General features: G+C 72.6%; 19 protein-coding genes. 7 read left to right on the forward strand and 12 right to left on the reverse strand.

The window, feature by feature from the left end:
- Positions 1–4 precede the first annotated feature (4 nt).
- Together ACQEVM_RS25760 and ACQEVM_RS25765 are read right to left on the reverse strand one after the other, a co-directional pair.
- Entirely contained in the window at positions 5–1,033 is a 1,029-nt protein-coding gene (locus tag ACQEVM_RS25760) for a hypothetical protein (RefSeq protein ID WP_433082829.1), read from the reverse strand.
- A 207-nt stretch (positions 1,034–1,240) separates the two neighbouring features.
- Complete coding sequence (locus ACQEVM_RS25765) at positions 1,241–2,047, reverse strand: IclR family transcriptional regulator (protein WP_433082831.1); 807 nt, start codon at positions 2,045–2,047, stop codon at positions 1,241–1,243.
- A 147-nt stretch (positions 2,048–2,194) separates the two neighbouring features.
- On the opposite strand from ACQEVM_RS25765, the gene ACQEVM_RS25770 reads away from it, so the two are divergent.
- The 4 genes from ACQEVM_RS25770 to ACQEVM_RS25785 all read left to right on the forward strand — a co-directional run bounded on the left by ACQEVM_RS25770 (position 2,195) and on the right by ACQEVM_RS25785 (position 5,798).
- Positions 2,195–3,739 (forward strand): aldehyde dehydrogenase (NADP(+)), encoded by a 1,545-nt coding sequence (locus ACQEVM_RS25770; protein WP_433082833.1) that lies wholly within the window; start codon positions 2,195–2,197, stop codon positions 3,737–3,739.
- 154 nt (positions 3,740–3,893) lie between these two features.
- On the forward strand, positions 3,894–4,112 hold the full coding sequence (locus tag ACQEVM_RS25775; RefSeq protein ID WP_433082835.1) for a hypothetical protein: 219 nt from the start codon (positions 3,894–3,896) through the stop codon (positions 4,110–4,112).
- A gap of 124 nt (positions 4,113–4,236) precedes the next feature.
- Positions 4,237–5,520 (forward strand): TerD family protein, encoded by a 1,284-nt coding sequence (locus tag ACQEVM_RS25780; protein WP_433085369.1) that lies wholly within the window; start codon positions 4,237–4,239, stop codon positions 5,518–5,520.
- Positions 5,521–5,621: 101 nt separating this feature from the next.
- Positions 5,622–5,798 (forward strand): hypothetical protein, encoded by a 177-nt coding sequence (locus ACQEVM_RS25785; protein WP_199826603.1) that lies wholly within the window; start codon positions 5,622–5,624, stop codon positions 5,796–5,798.
- 29 nt (positions 5,799–5,827) lie between these two features.
- On the opposite strand, the gene ACQEVM_RS25790 is transcribed toward ACQEVM_RS25785, so the two are convergent.
- The gene (locus tag ACQEVM_RS25790; protein ID WP_433082837.1) at positions 5,828–7,267 is read right to left on the reverse strand and encodes an alkaline phosphatase PhoX; all 1,440 of its coding nucleotides are present in this window, start codon (positions 7,265–7,267) and stop codon (positions 5,828–5,830) included.
- 308 nt (positions 7,268–7,575) lie between these two features.
- Entirely contained in the window at positions 7,576–9,093 is a 1,518-nt protein-coding gene (locus tag ACQEVM_RS25795; RefSeq protein ID WP_433082839.1) for a hypothetical protein, read from the reverse strand.
- 249 nt (positions 9,094–9,342) lie between these two features.
- Here ACQEVM_RS25795 and ACQEVM_RS25800 point away from each other — a divergent pair, with 249 nt between their 5' ends.
- Entirely contained in the window at positions 9,343–11,184 is a 1,842-nt protein-coding gene (locus ACQEVM_RS25800) for an endonuclease/exonuclease/phosphatase family protein (RefSeq protein ID WP_433082841.1), read from the forward strand.
- Positions 11,185–11,419: 235 nt separating this feature from the next.
- Positions 11,420–11,674 (forward strand): hypothetical protein, encoded by a 255-nt coding sequence (locus ACQEVM_RS25805; protein ID WP_351376339.1) that lies wholly within the window; start codon positions 11,420–11,422, stop codon positions 11,672–11,674.
- A 152-nt stretch (positions 11,675–11,826) separates the two neighbouring features.
- Here ACQEVM_RS25805 and dapD read toward each other — a convergent pair whose 3' ends face one another.
- Positions 11,827–12,807, reverse strand: a complete 981-nt coding sequence (dapD, locus tag ACQEVM_RS25810) for a 2,3,4,5-tetrahydropyridine-2,6-dicarboxylate N-succinyltransferase (protein WP_433082843.1) — start codon at positions 12,805–12,807, stop codon at positions 11,827–11,829.
- Positions 12,808–12,850: 43 nt separating this feature from the next.
- Positions 12,851–14,158: an MFS transporter gene (locus ACQEVM_RS25815; RefSeq protein ID WP_433082845.1), complete on the reverse strand. Its 1,308-nt coding sequence runs from the start codon at positions 14,156–14,158 to the stop codon at positions 12,851–12,853.
- A gap of 108 nt (positions 14,159–14,266) precedes the next feature.
- Between ACQEVM_RS25815 and ACQEVM_RS25820 the strand changes: the two genes are divergently transcribed.
- Positions 14,267–15,142: a winged helix-turn-helix transcriptional regulator gene (locus ACQEVM_RS25820; RefSeq protein WP_433082847.1), complete on the forward strand. Its 876-nt coding sequence runs from the start codon at positions 14,267–14,269 to the stop codon at positions 15,140–15,142.
- A gap of 42 nt (positions 15,143–15,184) precedes the next feature.
- Here ACQEVM_RS25820 and ACQEVM_RS25825 read toward each other — a convergent pair whose 3' ends face one another.
- The 6 genes from ACQEVM_RS25825 to sufU all read right to left on the reverse strand — a co-directional run bounded on the left by ACQEVM_RS25825 (position 15,185) and on the right by sufU (position 20,126).
- Complete coding sequence (locus ACQEVM_RS25825; protein ID WP_433082849.1) at positions 15,185–15,727, reverse strand: TetR/AcrR family transcriptional regulator; 543 nt, start codon at positions 15,725–15,727, stop codon at positions 15,185–15,187.
- A complete protein-coding gene (locus ACQEVM_RS25830; protein WP_433082851.1) occupies positions 15,727–16,050 on the reverse strand; it encodes a DMT family transporter in 324 nt (107 codons plus the stop codon). The genes ACQEVM_RS25825 and ACQEVM_RS25830 overlap by 1 nt, the downstream gene beginning before the upstream one ends.
- Before the next feature lie 145 nt (positions 16,051–16,195).
- Positions 16,196–17,614, reverse strand: a complete 1,419-nt coding sequence (locus ACQEVM_RS25835; protein ID WP_433082853.1) for a DUF3616 domain-containing protein — start codon at positions 17,612–17,614, stop codon at positions 16,196–16,198.
- 98 nt (positions 17,615–17,712) lie between these two features.
- Complete coding sequence (locus ACQEVM_RS25840; protein ID WP_433082855.1) at positions 17,713–19,128, reverse strand: DUF3616 domain-containing protein; 1,416 nt, start codon at positions 19,126–19,128, stop codon at positions 17,713–17,715.
- 195 nt (positions 19,129–19,323) lie between these two features.
- Positions 19,324–19,668 (reverse strand): metal-sulfur cluster assembly factor, encoded by a 345-nt coding sequence (locus tag ACQEVM_RS25845; protein WP_053681645.1) that lies wholly within the window; start codon positions 19,666–19,668, stop codon positions 19,324–19,326.
- Positions 19,665–20,126, reverse strand: coding sequence for a Fe-S cluster assembly sulfur transfer protein SufU (gene sufU, locus ACQEVM_RS25850; RefSeq protein ID WP_053681643.1), 462 nt, complete (start codon positions 20,124–20,126; stop codon positions 19,665–19,667). Before sufU ends, ACQEVM_RS25845 begins: the two co-directional genes overlap by 4 nt.
- Positions 20,127–20,146 lie beyond the last annotated feature (20 nt).

The raw sequence follows: 20,146 nt of genomic DNA on the forward strand, positions 1-20,146 counted from the left end.
CGTTTCAGGCCGCGCGGCGGGAGGCGAGGAACCGCGTGAGAACCGTGGTGGCGAGCAGCCCTGTGATCATCTGCGCAGCGTAGAGCAGAAGGGTCGCGGCGGTGGGCCGTTCGCCCGGCCCGGACCCCGTGCCCAGCAGGGCGACGGAGAGCCACACGCCCCAACTCAGCGTCGCCGACGAGCCGATCCAGGCGACGGCCAACGGCCCTCGCGCCCGTCTGCTCCCGCCCCGGGCCAACCACACCGAACCCACCCCTGCGGTCAGGGCACAGATCGCGTGGACGACGGACACCACCCCCGAATCCGAGGAGTACCGCGCGATCTGCGCCGGGTTCTGCCCGGCCGTGCCGCCGAAGGCCCAGTACCCGTACGCGGCGGACACCGTCAGGGCCATGACCGCCGCGGCTCCCGCCACCACCCCCGTGGATGGCGGGAGCCGCTCGCCCAGGCGCCCCTGCCACAGCCGGCCCCAGCGCTGCCGCGCGTAGGGCACGAACAGCCCGGCCAGGGCCACGGCCTGGATCATGAACCCCAGGTAGACGACGTTGAATACCCAGGGGTCGAGGAAGGGCTCCCTCGCCGCGCGCTCGGCCGCGTCCGGGCTTGCTCCCAGTGCCGCCGTGAGGAGTTGGCCGGGGAATCCGAGGATGATCGGCGTGAGCAGCCCGGTGGCGATGAAGACCGGGACGGTCAACAGCCAGGCCGGCACCCGCAGGCCCCGAGGGCGGGTGAGGACCAGGGCGAGCAGCACCACACCCGAGTCCATGACCAGGGAGAGGGCGTTCATCAAGGGAAAGAACAACCCCGGCCCCAGCAGGACACTGCCGTCGGGTATGCCCAGGTGACTCCCGCCCAGCCAGGCGGACTTGAGTACCAGATACGGCACGGTGGCGGCGATGGCCACGGCGCGCAGAATCCGCCGCCCGACCCCGACCCCGATCCCGGTCGGGGGCGCGGGCACGGCCCCGGGCACGGGTGGCGACGGTTGCGGGTCGGAGGTCGGCGGCTTCGGGTGAACGGGTGCTCCTGTCATGACTCAACGGTCCCGTGTACCGCCCCGCCGCACCTCCCCCGCGTGGGGGAACCTCCTCCCCCACGCGGGGGAGGAGCCATCGATTCCGTCGCCCGACCCCGACCCCGCCGGCCCACCCGACCCGCCGACCCGCCGACCCACCCAAACCGCCGGCCCCCAGACCCCCGGCCCACCGGCCCCCAGGCCCACCGGCCCACCCGCCCCGCGTCACATCCGCCGCGTCACCACCGACAGCCGGTCCCGCGCCTCGAACAACGCCGCCTTGATCAGGTGCTCGTGCCCGTCCGTCAGCCGGGCCACCGGCACCGAACAGCTCACCGCGTCCCTCGCCGGCGTCCGGTACGGCACCGCCACGCCGAAGCAGCGGAGCCCCAGCGTGCTCTCCTCCCGGTCCACCGCGTAGCCCTGTTCCCGCACCGACGCCAGCTCGTCCACGAGCCGGTCGCGGTCGGTGATGGTGTGCTCGGTGACCGCCTCCAGCCGTCGTGGCAGCAGCCGGCGCACCTCGTCGTCGGTGTGCGTGGCCAGCAGTGCCTTGCCGAGCGCGGTGGAGTGGGCCGGCAGCCGCCGCCCGACCCGGGTGAACGGCCGCAGGTGGTGCCTGGACTGTCGGGTGGCGAGGTACACCACGCTCGTCCCGTCCATCCGGGCCAGGTGGATGGTCTCCGTCGTGTCGTCGGAGAGCCGGTCCAGGGTGGGCCGGGCCGCCGCCACCACCTCGTCGCCGTCAATGTAGGAACTGCCGACGAGGAGGGCCCGTACGCCTATGCCGTACCGCGTCCCGGTCGCGTCCGTCTCCACCCAGCCCAGGTTCACCAGGGTGCGCAGCAGCATGTAGAGACTGGACTTCGGCAGGGAGAGATCGTGCTGGATGTCGGCGAGGCTGTGCAGCCCCGGCCGCGCCGCGAAGTGCTCCAGCAACAGCACCGTGCGCACCGCCGACTTGACGGCCGCGTGAGCGCCCGAACCCCCCGGCTCCGCACCCCCCGACCCGGCGGACTCAGCTGTGGTCATTCGCCTTCGTGCCCCTCTTGTCTCTTGTCAACCCGGAAGACGCGGAAATAGAGTCCACGATGGACGTGATCATTCATCCACCGGAACGGCGTTCAGAGTACTGAACGCCGCCGCGCGGGTCAGCGGAGATCCAGGAGGCAGTGCGCCATGGCAGCAACACCAGTCTGGAGTGTGGACCCCCGCACCGGGAAGCAGCGCGAGCAGGTTGCGGTGGAGGCCACACCCGGGGAGGTGGACGAGGCCGTCCGCGCGGCCCACGCCGCCCGTTCCGCCCTGACCGACCGCACCGCGCGGGTCGCGTTCCTGCGCGCCGCGGCCGATCTGCTCGACGAGTCCGCCGCCCACGTCATCGAGGCGGCCGACGCCGAGACCGCCCTGGGTCCGGGCCGCCTCACCGGCGAACTCGCCCGTACCACCGGCCAGCTGCGCGCCTTCGCGGACGCCGTGGACGAGGGCGCGTACCTCGACGTGCGCATCGACCACGCCGACCCGGCGCTGAGCCCGCCGCGCCCCGACCTGCGTCGCTACAAGGTGCCGCTGGGCGTGGTCGCCGTCTACGCCGCCTCCAACTTCCCCCTCGCCTTCTCCGTGCCCGGCGGGGACACCGCGAGCGCACTGGCCGCGGGCTGCCCGGTCGTGGTCAAGGCCCATCCCGACCATCCGGCCACCTCCGAGTTGTGTGCCTCCCTGCTGCGCCGGGCGGCGGTCGCGACCGGGCTTCCCGCAGAGGTCGTCGCGGTGGTCCACGGCTTCGAGGCCGGGCTGGAACTGGTGCGTCACCCGCTCGTCGCCGCCGCCGGATTCACCGGTTCCATCCGGGGCGGTCGCGCCCTGTTCGACGCGGCCGCCGCGCGGCCCGTCCCCATCCCCTTCCACGGCGAACTCGGCTCCCTCAACCCCGTGGTGGTCACCCCGGCGGCGGCCACCGAGCGCGCCGAGGAGATCGGCGCCGGACTCGCCGCTTCCGTCACCCTCGGGGTCGGCCAGTTCTGTGTGAAGCCCGGGCTGGTGCTGGTCCCCTCGGGCGGGGACGGCGACCGGCTGGCCACCGCCCTCACCAAGGCGCTCGGCGAGACCGAACCCGGCGTGCTGCTGGACCACCGGATGCGGGAGAACTTCGTCGCCGGGGTCGGCGAACGGGCCGCCCTGCCCGGGGTCACCGCACCCGTGACCCCCGGTTCCGGCGGGGAGCACACCGTCGGCGCGGGCTATCTGACGGTCGACGCCGCGAGCCTTCTGGCGGGTGGCGCGCACGACGTGCTGTTGGAGGAGTGCTTCGGCCCGGTGACCGTCGTGGTCCGGTACGCCGATCAGCACGAGGCGGCCGGGGTGCTGGGGCTCCTCGGCGGAAACCTGAGCGCCACCCTCCAGCTGTCCGAAGCCGAGGCCGCGGGCGCGCCCGGACCGGCCGGCGAACTGATCGAGCAGGTCACAGGCCTGGCGGGACGGATCGTCGTCAACGGCTGGCCGACCGGTGTCGCGGTCGCTCCGGCCCAGCACCACGGCGGCCCGTACCCGGCGGCGACCTCGCACTCCACGTCGGTCGGCGGCACCGCCGTCGAGCGCTGGCTGCGGCCGGTGGCCTACCAGTCGGTGCCGGACGCCCTGCTGCCGGCGGAACTGCGCGAGGCCAACCCGCTTGATCTGCCCCGACGGGTCACCGGGGAGCGGGTCGGCACACGGGAGCACTGAGCCCCGAACCGCCTGCCGCCCGGCCACCTCCCACAGAACCGTTTCCCCCACCCGGCAACCCGGCAACCCGGCCACCCGGCCACCCGGCCGCCCGGCCGCCCGGCCGCCGCATAATCCGTTGCTGCCCGGCCCTCGGCCCGGCAGGCTGCGCGTCATGCCGAAACCGCACGGATTCACGTACGAGAGACAGGGCGACTCCGTCGTCATCACGCACCGGGGCCGGGCCGCGGGCACCCTGAGGGGTGGCCGCGCCGAGAAGTTCCTGGGGGAGGTGGAATCGGGCGACGCGCAGATGGTGATGGCGCGCTGGACGGGCGCCTACAAGTTCGGCAACGAACGCACCGCCAGGAACCACCCCCGCAACCAGCGCTGATCCCGCCGGGCCCCGGGCCCCGCGGACCCGGCCCGACCGAACCGCTCCGACCCGGACCCGGAAATCTCCCGCGAAGGTAAGGGAACGGCAAAGCCCCTCCGGTCGTTCTCCGGGCATGACCGCTATGACCCCTGGTTCCAATCTGCCGCTCAACACCGTCCGGGTGACGGTGGACGTGGCTGCTCCGGTGCGGCTCGACGTATCGGGACTCCTCCTCGCCGCGGACGGCAAGGTGCGTTCCGACGCTGACTTCATCTTCTACAACCAGCCGACCGGCCCCGGTGTGAGTCACCGGTCCGGGGGCGGTGCGACGCCCGACTCGATCACGGTGGACACCGGCGCCGTGCCGCCGGGCATCGAGCGGATCGTGGTCACCGCCAGCCCGGACGCCGCCGGGCAGACCTTCCAGGGCATCGAGCCCACGGCCACGGTGCGGGACGCGGTCGGCGGCGCGGTGATCGCCACCTTCACCCCTCCCCAGCTGGGTTCCGAGACGGCCCTCGTCGTCGTCGAGGTCTACCTGCGCGGCGGTGTGTGGAAGGTGCGCGCCGTCGGCCAGGGCTACGCCGACGGCCTCGCCGGCATCGCCACCGACTTCGGCGTCTCCGTGGACGAGGAGCCGCCCCCGGCCGCGGCCGCGGCCCCGTCGGCGCCCCCCGCTCCGCCCGCGCCGCCCGCCGCGCCGCCCGCCCAGTACCCGGCCTCCCCCTGGCTCGGGGGTTCGACGCCCACCCCCGCCGCCCCGGCCCCCGCCCAGGCCTGGGGCGCCCCGACGCCCACGCCTGCTCCCGCCGCCCCGCCCGCTGCCCCCACAGCCGCCCCCGGCGCCGGGAAGATCAACCTCGACAAGGGGCGGGTCAACCTCCAGAAGAACCAGACCGTCTCCCTCGTCAAGGGCGGCCGCCCGCTGCTCTCGCAGGTCAAGATGGGCCTCGGCTGGGAGCCCGCGTTCCGCGGCCGCGACATCGATCTCGACGCCTCGGTCATCGCGTACGGCCCCCAGCGCAACCACATCGACAGCTGCTACTTCGGCAAGCTGTCCATCCTGAACGGCGCCGTCAAGCACTCCGGCGACAACCTCACCGGCGAGGGAGCCGGGGACGACGAGGTGATCGTCGTGGACCTTGGCCGGCTGCCCGCCGAGGCGACGGGGCTGGTCTTCACGGTCAACTCCTTCTCCGGCCAGAAGTTCAGCGAGGTCGCGAAGGCCTATTGCCGACTGATCGACGCCGCGAGCGGGGAGGAGCTCGTACGCTTCGACCTCACGGGCGCCGAACCCCAAACCGGCGTGATGATGGCCAAGTTGATCAAGCAGTTCACCGGTGAGTGGGAGATGACGGCCATCGGGGACTTTGTGAAGTCCCGCACAGTGCGCGGCATGGTCAAACCCGCCTCGCAGGCACTCTGAGCAGGTGGGCGGGCACATGGCGCTACCAAAGGCCGTTTCGGGTGAGCGATTGCACCTCCGAATCGGCGGTGGCCGTCAGTGCCCGCCCGTAGCCTTGAGCCATGCACAAGACACTCCAGCCCGCGGGTCCGGCCCGCCCGTCCGCCGCAGAGGCGAACGAGGCGATCCGGCACCTCGTCGAGACCGGGGTCGGCGGTGAGTGGCCTTCCGACGCGTACGAATTCCTCCTGGAGGAATGGGCCGCCGCCTCCCGCTCGGAGACCGCGGCGACCCAGTAGCGCCCCGTCGGCCGTGGCCGCGCCCCGCCTCAGCGGGCTCGCCGCCACGGTCCGGTGACGGCCAGCATGATGCCCGGGTCCTGGATGTTCGCGAAGAGGGTGCGCCCGTCCGGTGAGAAGCACACGCCGGTGAACTCCGAGTACTCGGGCGACTCGTCCGTCCCGATGTTGAGTTCGTTGCGGGCCAGTGGGTAGGTGCGCCCCGATTCCGTCGCGCCGAACAGGTGCTGGAGCCCTGTTCCGTCCTCCGCGATGACCAGGCCTCCGTACGGGGACACGGTGATGTTGTCGGGGCCGTCGTAGACGCCGTCCTTCGCCGGGTCGGCGTTCACACCGAGCAGCACGGTGAGCCTGATCGTGCGCCGCTTGGGGTCGTAGAACCACACCTGGCCGTCGTGCGCGGCGCCCGGGCTCTCCGCGCGGGCGAACGAGGAGACGAAGTACGCGCCCCCGTCGGCCCACCACATGCCCTCCAGCTTGCGCCCCCGGGTCACCGCGGTGTCCGCGAACTGCTTGCGCACCGGCGTCGTCCGCGCGTCGCGATCGGGCACCTCCACCCAATCCACCCCGAACACGGTGCCGATCGCGGTGGCGCGCGAGAGGTCGTCGACGAACCGGCCGTTGTGGTCGAAGCACTTGGCGGCGGCGAGCACGCCCGCGTCCGGCGCGAGGGTACGGAGCCTGCCCCGCCCGTGCCGGAAGCCGTGCGGCGGGGTCCAGCGGTAGAGCAGCCCGTTGGGGCCGGAGGCGTCCTCCGTCAGGTATGCGTGGCCCTGGCGCGGGTCGATGACCACGGCCTCGTGGTCGTAGCGCCCGAAGGCCTTGACGGGCTTGGGGTCGCGGTTGGCGCGCCGGTCGTGCGGGTCCACCTCGAAGACGTAGCCGTGGTCCTTGGTCATGCCGTTCTTGCCTGCGAGGTCCGAGTTCTCCTCGCAGGTCAGCCAGGTGTCCCAGGGGGTGGCTCCGCCGGCGCAGTTGGTCGAGGTACCGGCGATGCCCACCCACTCGGCGACCTCGCCGCCGCGCCGGACCTCGACGACCGTGCAGCCGCCGGCGGCGGCCGGGTCGTAGACGAGGCCTTCCGTGAGCGGGACGGGGCGCTCCCAGCCCGTGCGCGGGCCCTTCAGCTCGTGGTTGTTGACGAGGAGGGTGACTCCCCGGTGTCCCTCGAACGCGGCCGTACCGTCGTGGTTGGACGGGGTGGTCTCGCCCGAGTCGAGCGTGGTGACACCGCTGTGGGTGATCACGCGGTACCTGAATCCGGCGGGGAGGGCCAGGATTCCGGCCGGGTCGGGCAGGAGCGGGCCGTACCCGGGGCCGTGGGGGTGGCCGTACTCGTCGTGCCGCGTGTCGTCGTCGGCCGCGAGTGCTCCGGGAGCGGTGGCGAGGGCGCCGACGGTTCCGGTGAGGGCGACTCCGGCACCGGCGATCACGGTCCGGGCGGTGAAGTCTCTACGGGTGAGCGGCATCGGATCTCCTGGGGTGGGGAGGTGGGGCGCCTGTCGTGCGGTCGTCGGCGCACACGCTCCCGCCCGCACGTGAACGGCGGCTGAACTACCCCCGAACGCGAACCGTCCCCTCACCGCCGGCCGAAATGGCGAACTCCGGCCCAGGATCGGCGCGTTGTGCACCTCGGACGAGCCTCTCGACCGCTGGGCGCCGGACCGACCGTTGCCGCCGGCAGCGCCGCCCTCCGCGCACCCCGCCGGACGGGCCGCCCGACCCCCGACCCGGGCCCCGCCCGCCGGCCCCGCCGGGCCGGCCGGCCCGGCGGCCGTCAGGGCTGTCGGGAGCGGGCCTTGAAGGCGGCCTTGCGGGCTTCCTTCGCCGCCTTCTTGTCCGGGTGCAACCTCCCCATCGACTCCAGCACGTAGGCCGTGGCGGGGTGTTCCACCCGCCACGCCTGCTCGAAGAATCCGGCGTGGTGTTCGGTCAGGGTGTGCATGAGCAGCGGGAGTTCGTCCGTCTCGCCGTCGGCGGCGAGCTGCGCGGCGATCGTGTCGACCGTCAGCCAGAACACCATCGCCCCGTCCGGCGCCGGTACGTCCGTCGCTCCCCGCTCGGCCAGCCAGACCCGGGCGAGCCCGCCGAGTTCCGGGTCGTCCAGTACCGCCCGGACCGCCGGTTCGGCGTCCGGGCCGGCCAGGGCGAGGGCCTGCTGGCAGCGCAGCCGGCGCAGCGGGGCGCCCTCGTCGTCACCGCGGGCCGCGGCCAGCAGTTCGGCCACCGCGGTCGGCAGTTCACGTCCGGTCAGCCACTGCTCGATCTCGGCCTGCGCCGCGCCCTCCGGGTAGAAGGAAACCGCGTCGAGCAGCGCGTCGGCGCCCTTGTCGGCGAGTTCCCCGATGGCCGGGGCGTCGACGCCGGCCTCCAGCATCCGGGCCCGGACGCCGTAAAGGCCGAGCGCCGTCAGCCGGACCATTCCGTACCGCGCCACGTCCTCCTCGGTGCCCTCGCCCTGCCCGGCGAGGAGTTCCTCGTCGTCGGCCTCCGCCATGAGCGCCTCGTCCACCGGACGGAACTCGACCAGCCCGATCGGCTCCAGCTGCCGGAACTGGTCGTCGAGGCGCATCATCGCGTCCGAGACCTGTTCCAGCACGGCGTCGGTGGGATCGCCCATGTCGTCGGGGACGACCATCGAGGCGGCGAGCACCGGAAGCGGCACCGGGCTGTCGCCGGAGCCCCCTTCGGCGATGGTGAGCAGGTAGAGGTTGGCGAGCACCCCGTCGAGGAAGTCCGCCTCGCGCTGCGGGTTCCAGTCGAGCCGGTCGAAGTCGATCTCGCCGCCCGCGTCCAACGCGTCGACGAGGTCGTCGAGGTCGGGCACGGCCGCGTCCGCGAGGACGGCGTCCAGGGCCGCCAGCCACAGGTCGAGCACGTCGCCGGGTGCGCCGCCCGCGATCAGCGCCAGGTCCTCGCCGGGGGCGGCGGTCCCGTACCGCGACTCCGCGCCGTCGGTGTCGCCCTCGCCCGCCTCGGCGTCCGCTGCGCCCGCGCCCGTGTCCTCCTCCGGCTCGGTCACGTCGACCAGCCCGGTGTCCACGGCCACCCGCCAGGCCTGGCTCGCGAGCACCGGGCCCTCCTCGCCCTCGGGGTCGAGCCCGAGCACGGCCGCCGCCTCGGCGAGCTGTTCGGTGGTGAGTTCGCCGCCGACTTCCACGCGGGTGTGGGGGCCGGCCCAGCGGGCGAGGCGCACGGCGTGCGCGAACAGCGGCGTGACCAGGGCGTCGCGGGCCAGTTCCGCATCGGAGTGCAGCCGTACCGGCGGCAGTGTGGGGTGCGGCTCTGCGGACATGGGGCGGTTCTCCTCGCGGTCGCGGTGGGGCCGTTGGGTCGTACGGCGACGACCCAGCGTAGACGCAATTCGGGCATGTCCGAGGGGCCATCGCCCTTGGTTCATCCCACAGTCAGCTGCCGTCTTCCTCGGAGACCTTGACAACTTTGCGGTCCACACAGGAAATTGACGCGCGTAGATGTACTGAGCAGTACAGGAGCCCCGGATTTCCCGGCGTTCCCCCCCACCCTCACACCGGAGTTCCCGCCCATGCGCTCCTCGCATCCCCGTTCCGCCGCCGTCGCGGCCCTCGTCGCCACCGCGCTGGCCACCGGCCTGCTCGCGGGCTCCGCCGACGCGGCCGAAGGCGCCGTGTCCGCCGATCCGATACGCATCCACGACATCCAGGGCACCACCCGCATATCCCCGCTCAACGGCAAGCAGGTCGCCGACGTCGAGGGCATCGTCACCGGCGTGCGGACGTACGGCTCGCGCGGCTTCTGGATCCAGGACCCCGACGCCGACGACAACGACGCCACCAGCGAGGGCGTGTTCGTCTTCACCAGCTCGGTGCCGACCGTCGCCGTCGGCGACGCCGTCAAGGTGACCGGCACGGTCGGCGAGTACGTCCCGGGCGGCGTCTCCTCCGGCAACCAGTCCGTGACGCAGATCGCCAAGCCGGTCGTGACCGTGGTCTCCTCCGGCAACGCGCTGCCGGCCGCGACCGCGATCAACGAGTACACGGTGCCCGCCGCGTACGCCCCGGCCGGCGACCCGGCCGCCGCCGGCAGCATCAACGGCCTGACCCTGGAGCCCTCGCGCTTCGCACTGGACTTCTACGAGTCCGTCGAGGGCATGAACGTCAAGATCGGCAACTCGCGCGTGGTCGGCGCCACGGACCCGTACTCGGAGCTGTGGGTCACGGTCAAGGGCTGGGAGAACACCGCCAAGCGCGGCGGCACGATCTACGGCTCGTACGAGTCCCAGAACACCGGCCGGCTCCAGATCCAGCAGCTCGCGCCCGTCGCGCAGCAGCCCTTCCCCGTGGCCAACGTCGGCGACAAGCTGACCGGCGCCACCGAGGGCCCGCTGGACTTCAACCAGTTCGGCGGCTACACCCTGGTGGCCCGCACCCTCGGCACGGTCACGGCGGGCACCCTCGCCCCCGAGAAGACCAAGGCGCAGGCGGCCAACGAGCTCGCGGTGGCCACGTACAACGTCGAGAACCTCGACCCGAGCGACCCGCAGGAGAAGTTCGACGCGCTGGCCAAGGCCGTCGTCGAGAACCTCGCCTCCCCCGACGTCGTGGCCCTGGAGGAGATCCAGGACGACAACGGCGCGAAGAACGACGGCACCGTCGCGGCCGAGCAGACGCTGACGAAGTTCACCGCGGCGATCACGGCGGCCGGCGGTCCCGCGTACCAGTGGCGGACCGTCAACCCCGAGAACAACAAGGACGGCGGCGAGCCCGGCGGCAACATCCGTCAGGTGTTCCTCTACAACCCGGCGCGGGTCTCCTTCACCGAGCGCGCCGCGGGCGACGCGGTCACGGCCACCGGCGTCACCACGGTCGACGGCAAGGCCGCCCTGACCCACTCCCCCGGCCGGATCGACCCGGCGAACCCGGCGTGGGCCGACAGCCGCAAGCCGCTGGCCGGCGAGTTCGTCTTCCGCGGCAAGACGGTCTTCGTCATCGCCAACCACTTCGGCTCCAAGGGCGGCGACGAGGGCCTCACCTCGCACCACCAGCCGCCGGTCCGCTCCTCGGAGGCCAAGCGACTGCTCCAGGCGCAGGCCGTGAACGGCTTCGTCAAGAGCATCCTGGCGGCCGACAAGAAGGCGAACGTCATCGCCCTCGGTGACATCAACGACTTCGAGTTCTCGGCGACCGCCGACGCCCTGGCGGACGGCGGGGCACTGTACCCGGCGATCAAGTCGCTGCCCAAGGCGGAGCGTTACTCGTACGTGTACCAGGGCAACGCGCAGGTGCTGGACCAGATCCTGACCAGCCCGGCGATCAAGACCTTCACGTACGACAGCGTGCACATCAACGCGGAGTTCGCGAACCAGAACAGCGACCACGACCCGCAGGTGCTGCGCTTCCGCCCGTAGTCACGGGTGGATCGGCGGGGGGTACGGGCGCCGTCCCGCCCGGACCCCCTGCCACCTGCCACCTGCCACCTGCCACCTGCCACCTGCCACCTGCCGAAGGGTCCTTTCGGGACAAGGTGGGGACTTTCGGCCCTGGCGTGACACTCGACACACCCCTGTCCAATTCGGCCGTTCTGGTGTTGAGTGTCTGCACGCCCGATCTTGCACGCTCGATCCCGCACCCCCGGAGGACCGTGTGTTCCCCTCCATCACCCTCGTCCAGGAAATCGGCATCGCCGTCCTGCTCGTGGCCGCCCTCGTCTGGGTGATCGGCCTCGGCCACGTCCTGTGGGACGGCCGCATCCACCACTCCGGGCAGGACGCCTTCGAGGGCCTGTCGACGATCCCGACCCAGCGCGGTCCGGCCGGGCACCCCATGGAGTCGGTGGAACTGACAGAGGAAGAGGAACAGGCCTTCGCCGGCCTGGTCCGCACGATCCCCCTGCACTGACCGGTTCGGTCCGTCGGGCCCCCTCCCCCGCTCGGGGCGGGAGGGCCGCCCGCGGGCCGGCGTCCACTCGGGGACGCACGACGCCCTCCCACCCGTTCGGGGTGGGAGGGCGTCGTGCCGTCCGGCGCCGGCGATCCGGCCCCGTTCGAGCGTCAGTTGTGGCTGTGCAGGATCTCGTTCAGGCCGCCCCAGACCGCGTTGTTCGGGCGGGCCTCGACGGCGCCGGTGACCGAGTTGCGGCGGAAGAGGATGTTGTCGGCGCCCGAGAGTTCCAGGGCCTTGACGATCTGGCCGTCCGGGAGGGTGACGCGGGTGCCCGCGGTGACGTACAGGCCGGCCTCGACGATGCACTCGTCGCCGAGGGCGATGCCGACGCCCGCCTCGGCGCCGACCAGGGTGCGCTCGCCGATCGAGATGATCTGCTTGCCCCCGCCCGACAGGGTGCCCATGGTGGACGCGCCGCCGCCGATGTCGGATCCGTCGCCGACCACGACGCCGGCCGAGATGCGGCCCTCGACCATGGAGGTGCCGAGGGTGCCGGCGTTGAAGTTGACGAAGCCCTCGTGCATGACGGTGGTGCCCTCGGCGAGGTGCGCGCCGAGGCGGACGCGGTCGGCGTCGGCGATGCGGACGCCCTTGGGGGCGACGTAGTCGGTCATGCGCGGGAACTTGTCGATCGAGGTGACCTGGAGGTGCAGGCCCTCGGCGCGGGCGTTCAGGCGGACCGTCTCGACCTCGTCGACGGGGACGGGCCCGAGGGAGGTCCAGGCGACGTTGGCCAGCAGGCCGAAGACGCCGTCGAGGTTCTGGCCGTGCGGCTTGACCAGGCGGTGGCTGAGCAGGTGCAGGCGCAGGTACGCGTCGTGGGCGTCGAGCGGCTTGTCGTCGAGCGAGGAGATGACCGTGCGGACGGCTACGACCTCGACCCCGCGGACCGCGTCCCGGCGGATGGCCTTCGGCGCGGTGGCCCCGAGGAGTTCCACGGCCTGTTCGGCGGTGAGGCGCTCGGTGCCGGCCGGGCCGGGCTCGGCGACGAGGCGAGGGGCGGGGAACCAGGTGTCGAGGACGGTGCCGTCGGCGGTGAGGGTGGCAAGGCCGGCGGCGACGGCGCCGGAGGTACGCGTAGCAGTCATGCCCGAAACCTAACCGGCGACGGGCCGCGGTCGCGAACCGGTCTCATGTGACGGTCGCGCCGCGTGTCGCGCTCGCGGACCCCGATCCCGACCCCGACCCCTCACCGCGTGCCGCGCTCGCCGACCCCGACCCCGCCCCCGACCCCGCCCCTTCACCGCGTGCCGTCCCGGGAGTGCCGGTGCCCCTCCCGCCGGGCCGGGGCGACCGGCGGGAGGCCAGGAGCACCGCGACCCCCGCACCGGTGGCCAGGGCCGCGCACGCCGGCCACAGCAGCCCGGGGGCGGCGGCGTACAGGGCCCCACCGAGAGGTGCGCCGAGGACGACGCCGCTGACCGAGACCCCCGCGTACAGGCTCTGGAAGCGGCCGACCGCGTGCGCCGGGGCCTGGTCGGCCACGTACGCGGTCGCGGTGGTCTTGTAGAGGATCTCCCCGAGGCTGAGCAGCACCATCATCACGACGGCGCTCGCGATGCCCGCTCCGGCGATCAGCGCCGCGTGACCGGCTCCGACGAGGAGCAGTCCGGTACCGACGACGGCCAGGGGCGGGCGGGCGCGCAGGGCGACGGCGGCGGGCAGTTCCAGCAGCAGGACGACCCCGCCGTTGAGGGCGACGACCAGGCCGAAGGCGCGGATGTCGAAGCCGTGGTCGGCGAGGAAGATCGGGAGGGTGGAGTACTGCTGCCGGTACACGACGTCCACGACGAGGACGGCGGCGAGCAGGACGAGCAGCGCGGGGCGGGCCCGCAGTTCGGCGGTGACGCCGCGGCCCGGACCCCCGTCCCGGGCCGCGGCGCGTGCGTGGGTGGCGCCGCGGGACGGGACGATCCGGGCGGTCCAGACGGCGAGGACGAGGGTGCCCACGCCGTCGGCGACGAACAGCCAGTCGTAGGAGAGGCCGGCCGCGACCAGGGCGCCCAGGGGCGGACCGAGGGTGAAGCCGCCGTTGGAGGCGCACCGCACGACGGCGTAGGCCTGCCGGCGGGCGCCCTCGGGGACGGTGACGGCGACGAGCGCGGAGTTGGCGGCGCGGATCACCCCGGACGCGTACTGGACGGCCGGCAGGAGGGCGCACAGCAGCGGGGTGGGCAGGAACGGGAGGCAGGCCAGGGCGAGGCCGCCGAACGCGGCGGCGGTGAGCAGCACCCGGCGGTGGCCGTGGCGGTCGCCGTACCAGCCTCCGGTGAAGTTGCCGGCGACCAGGCCGACGCCACCGATGCCGACGGCGAGGCCGGCCTGCGCGGCTCCGAGGCCGCGCGGTCCGACCAGGTACACGAAGACGAAGACGAAGGTGAAACCGACGACGGCGTTGACGAACACCCCGGCCGCCAGGAGCCACACCACCCTCGGCACGTCCTTGAATCCTCGCAACACGTCGGCGCCCCCACGAACAGGTCAGTTCCTTTTGGGAACGGACTATGTCAGCATGGCAGCCTTGGGTCAACGGACAAAGGAGTTCCCATGGCCCAGCGCACGCACCTCGGCGACGCGGACTGCTCCATCGCCCAGGCCCTCGACGTCGTGGGCGACTGGTGGACGCTGCTGGTCGTGCGCGACGCCGCGCGCGGCGTGCACCGGTTCGAGGAGTTCCAGCGCGAGCTGGGCGTCTCCCGCAAGGTGCTGACCGAGCGGTTGAAACTGCTGGTCGAGGCCGGGGTGTTGACGCGCGAGCCGTACCAGGAGCGTCCGGTGCGGCACGAGTACCGGCTGACCCCGCGCGGCCGGGGGCTGCTGCCGGTGCTGGTGGCCCTCCAGGACTGGGGGGACACCTGGATCCTGGGAGAGGGAGAGATGACGGCGACGACCGGGGAATCCTCGCGGGAGGCGGCGCGGGTTCACGCGCTGCTCGGCACCCGGGTGCCGGAGCTGCTGCTGCCGGATCGGTTCGGGGAGCCTCGCGACCCCGTGGCGGACACCCCGTTCACGGTCCTGTACTGCTTCCCGGGCGCCTACGCCCGGGCCGAGTCCTATCCGCCGGGGTGGGCCGGGATCCCCGGGGCGAAGGGGTGCACCCTGGAGTCCTGCACGTTCCGGGACCAGTTGGCCGAGTTCACGGCGGCGGGCGCGACAGTGCAGGGCGTCTCCACCCAGCGGCCGGACGAACAGCGGGAGTTCGCCGAGGCGGAGCGGCTGCGCTTCCCGCTCCTCTCGGACGCGGAACTCGCGCTGACCTCGGCGCTGCGGCTGCCGACCTTCCGCGCGGCCGGGGTGAGCCGGCTCAAGCGGCTGACCCTCGTCCTGGACCGGGACCGGACGGTGCGCGAGGTGATCTACCCGATCACGGACATCGAGGCCGGCGTCCGAACCGCCCTGGAGGCGGTCCGCGCCGCCCCCTGACCGGCCCGCCGGCGGCGGCTGTCGCCCGAGGGCGGCGACCGTTCACGCCCCGGCCAGCACCCGCCCCAGGATGTCCCGCGCGTACGCCGGGTCGTACTCCGCGTCCGTCAGCAGGACCTGCAGGCTGATCCCGTCCATCACCGCCACCAGCGCCCGTGCCGTCACGGGGTCCGTCCGCCCGCCCAGCGCCGCCGCCACGGACGCGCACCACTCGGCGGCCACCGGCCGCAGCGCCGGGCGGCGCAGGGCCGCCAGGTACAGCTCGTACTCCAGCTCGACCCGCCCCCGGTCCCGGCCCGCCGCCAGGAGGTCTCCCAGCAGTCGGGCGAGCGCCGTCGCGAGGTCCGGCTCCGCGGGGTCGGGCACCAGGACGAAATGCTCGTTCGCCTGGCGCAGGGCCGCCACGAGGAGGTCGTCCAGGGTCTTGAAGTGGTAGGTCGTGGATCCCAGGGGCACGTCCGCCTCCGCCGCCACGGTGCGGTGGCTCAGGCCCGCGATGCCCTTGGCGCCCACCACCCGGATCGCCGCGTCGATGATCCGCTGCCGTCGTTCCGGGTCGTGGCGGCGCACCGCTCCGGCCGGCATCAGTGGGCCGCCCCGCCGAGGTTCAGCAGGACGACCCCGCCGATGATCAGCGCGATTCCGGCGATCTTCGCCGCGGTCGCCGCCTCCCCGAGGAACAGCATGCCGATGGCGGCGATGGCGGCCGTGCCGACGCCCGCCCAGATCGCGTACGCCGTTCCCACCGACATCGTCTTCAGGGTCTGCGCGAGCAGGGTGAAGGCGACGAGGTAACCCAGGACCGTGCCGATCGAGGGCCACAGCTTCGTGAAGCCTTCGCTGAACTTCATGGCGGTCGTGCCGGCGACCTCGGCGGCGATGGCCGCGGCAAGCAGTACATAGGGCATGCGTACAAGGGTACACATCGTTGCGTACGCACGTACACATTCCCGGCGCATGCCCGCACGCACTCCCCCGCGCCGCCCCTCCGCAAGACCGTTCCGGCGGGAAATTGGTCCGGCGGGGCGAACGCAGATCGGTCCGGGGGATCGATCAGTTCAGCGTGAACCAGGCCGCCCGCGCCTTCTTCCACTCCGCGTGCGTCAGGTCCTTGGCCTCGGCGCCGTCCCCGTACAGGTCGGCTGAGCCGCTGTCGGTGATCAGTTGGACCCGCGCCCCCGCGACCGACAGGTCGGGAACCTCCACGATGGCCTCCCACCCGCCGGGATCGGTGGTCGGCAGGTCGGCCCGCTTGACCGGAGCGTGGCCCGCGACCCCGTCCCACTGGTACAGCGCGTACGGGTCGGAGTTGTCGTCGGCCGCCCACGAACCGGCCAGGATCAGGTACTGGTTCGCCGCGTTCCTGCGCATGTCACGGATCGCAAGGCCACCGAGGTCCAGCTCGATGCCCGCACCGAAGGTGGCCTTCGCCCCCGTCGACAGCACCCTGTCGAAGTTGGTGACCGGCACCACCAGCGCCTTGCCCCCCGGCACCGCCGGAGCCAGCGGCGCCCGGAAACCGAGGTAGGCCGTGGACGTGGAACCCGGCGCGAACTCCAACCCCTCCACGTTGAACCCGTCGATCTGCTTGGGCGCCTCACCCTCGGCCGTCCCGGCCGCGAAGCCATAGCGGTTGCCGTTGCCCTTGTCCCAGGCCACCAGGTCGTCGCGGAGCTTCTTGTACGAGCGCCCGTAGGCGAGTTGCGTGCTCGCCCCGGATCCGCTGAGCGTGGTGGTGAACACGGTGTTGCGGGGCGCCTTGTACTCCCCGTCCTTGTTGTTGCCGAGCGAGCCGGTCCAGTAGACGGTGTCGCCGATTCGGGTCGCTCCTTCGATGTCCACCTCCTTGCTCACACCGAGCTGTGAGCTGAAGTCCCAGGTCTTCAGCGGCGCTGCGGACCGGGAGCGGTCGTACAGCCGCAGCACGTTCGACTCGTCGTCCGCGACCACGGTGTAGCCGCCGCCGACGTCCACGGCGGCCGAGGAGTCGCAGGCGCCGACGAGGTACCGGGCGTCGGCGGGGTTCGCCACGGCGGCCGACGCCGCGTACGACAGGGTCTTGGTGGCGCTCTTGCCGCCCAGCCCGCCCACCTTGACGGTGAGGTTGGTGTAGCCGCGGCCCCGTGCGGTGACGGCCAGTTGCCGGACCGCGCCCGCCCCGGTGACGGTGACGTCCCCGGTCCCGGCGACCGAGGCCCTGCTGGAGGCCGTCGCGCTGACGACCAGCGCGGACGCGTCCGCGCCGCTCTGGCCCACGGTCACGTCCACGACGGGATCCCCGACCCCGCCGACGGCCCCCGACAGGTAGGAGGCGGAGAACGCGATGGTCGGTGTGCCGTAACCGGCCGCCAAAGCGGGCGAGTTCACCCCGGCGAGCGTCAGGGCCGCCAGTGCGGCGACGCCCAGCCGCCGCGTCGCCCGCTGCTCGTTCCCCGGCGTCGTCCGTCGCGTCCGTCGCGTCGTCTGCTTCATCGGTGTCCCCCACGGGCTCATCGGTGTCCCCCACACGGTCATTGGTGTCCCCACACGGTCATCGGCGCCGTGACACGTTCATCGGTGCCGCCACGCGTTCATCGGTGGCCCCCGCGCGTCGGGCCGAGCGTGAACCATGCTGAGCGGGCCTTCTTCCACTCCGCGTGGTCGAGGTCCTTGGCTTCCTTGCCGTCGCCGTACAGGTCGGCGGAGCCGCTGTCGGTGATCAGTTGGACCCGCGCCCCCGCGACCGACAGGTCGGGAACCTCCACGATGGCCTCCCACCCGCCGGGATCGGTGGTCGGCAGGTCGGCCCGCTTGACCGGAGCGTGGCCCGCGACCCCGTCCCACTGGTACAGCGCGTACGGGTCGGAGTTGTCGTCGGCCGCCCACGAACCGGCCAGGATCAGGTACTGGTTCGCCGCGTTCCTGCGCATGTCACGGATCGCAAGGCCACCGAGGTCCAGCTCGATGCCCGCACCGAAGGTGGCCTTCGCCCCCGTCGACAGCACCCTGTCGAAGTTGGTGACCGGCACCACCAGCGCCTTGCCCCCCGGCACCGCCGGGGCCAGCGGCGCCCGGAAACCGAGGTAGGCCGTGGACGTGGAACCCGGCGCGAACTCCAACCCCTCCACGTTGAACCCGTCGATCTGCTTGGGCGCCTCACCCTCGGCCGTACCGGCCGCGAAGCCGTAGCGGTTGCCGTGCGCGACATCCCAGGCGATCAGGTCCTCGCGCAGGCCGTGGTGGGCGCTGCCGAAGGAGACCTCGGTACCGGCGCCGGATCCGGTGATCCTCGTGGTGAAGACCGTGTTCCGCTCCGCCTTGTACTTGCCGTCCTTGTTGTTGCCCAGCGAGCCCGTCCAGTAGACCGTGTCGCCCACCCGGGCCGCCGCCTCGATGTCGACCTCCTTCTTCAGGCCGAGCGAGGGGCCGAGGTCCCAGGTCCTGACCGGCGCGCCGGTGCGGGAGCGGTCGTACAGGCGCAGGACGTTGGATTCGTCGTCGGCCACCAGCACGTGTCCGCCGCCCACGTCCACGGCGGCCGAGGCGTCCGAGGACCCGGTGAGGTAGCGGGTCGTGGGCGCGCCGCCGACCCGTGCCGAGGCGGCGTAGGCCAGGGTGGCCGTCGCGGTCTTCCCGCCACGTCCGGTGACCTGGAGCGTCAGGTCGGTGTACCCCTGCGCTCGCGGGCGCACCGTGAGGCTGCGGTCGCCCGAGGGGGTCCGCTGCTGCCGTACGTCGCCCACCGCGACCACCGCCGGGTTGCTGGAGGACAGCACCCGCAGCCGCAGGAAGCCGGCCGGCACCCCGGGCTGCTCGACGTCCGCGGTCACGGCGGGGTCGCCGTACGCGCCCACGGCCCCGGTGAGGTGCGTGGCGGAGAGCGAGATCGTCGGATCGGCGTACCCGGCGGCGTGCGCGGGCGCCGTCAGCCCCGCGACGAGGAGGGCTGCGGCCCCGGCGACGCACACGGCGCCCGCACGGCGCACCGGCGATGGGCGAACGGTCACGGATGGTCCTCTCGACTGCTGCGCCACGGCATGAGCATGGCGGCCATGGAGAAGATTCGGCCACTGCGACCAACTTCCGGTGCACACCGCCCGACGGCCGGGCGAACAGGCCGAGGAGCGAACGTCGCAAGGAGGCCCGAACGGCAGGAGGGGCCCCCGGCACCGTGCCGGGGGCCCCTCCTCACACACGTCGACTCAGACGTTGAAACCGAGTGCGCGCAGCTGCTCACGGCCGTCATCCGTGATCTTGTCCGGGCCCCACGGGGGCATCCAGACCCAGTTGATGCGAAGTTCGTTGACGATGCCTTCCGTCGCCGACTTCGCCTGGTCCTCGATGACGTCCGTCAGCGGGCAGGCCGCCGAGGTGAGCGTCATGTCGAGGGTGGCGATGTTCGCGTCGTCCACGTGGATGCCGTAGATCAGGCCCAGGTTCACGACGTCGATGCCCAGCTCGGGGTCGACCACGTCGTAGAGGGCCTCGCGGACCTCTTCCTCGCTGGCCGGCTTGATCGACGCCTCGGGCGTCGCGTTCTCGGTCATGCCGTCTTCCTCTCCGCGTCGCCCAGGGCCTGGGCGGTCGCGTCCTTCCACGCCATCCAGCTCAGCAGAGCACACTTCACGCGGGCGGGAAACTTGGCGACACCGGCGAACGCGACCGCGTCCTCCAGTACCTCTTCCATGGCCTCGTCGGGCTCGATCTTGCCCTTGGACTGCATCAGCTCCAGGAAGGTCTCCTGGATCCGACGCGCGTCGGCGAGGTCCTTGCCGACCAGCAGCTCGTTCAGCACGGACGCGCTGGCCTGGCTGATGGAGCAGCCCTGGCCCTCGTACGAGACGTCGGTGAGCGTCTCGCCGTCGTACTTCACGCGCAGCGTGATCTCGTCACCGCACGTGGGGTTGACGTGGTGCACCTCGGCGTCGCCGTCGCGCAGGCCACGCCCGTGCGGGTGCTTGTAGTGGTCCAGGATCAGTTCCTGGTACATCGAATCCAGCTTCACTGCGTCCTCGTCCGCCTTCG

The organism is Streptomyces sp. CA-243310, from assembly GCF_050936775.1.
Classification (GTDB): domain Bacteria; phylum Actinomycetota; class Actinomycetes; order Streptomycetales; family Streptomycetaceae; genus Streptomyces.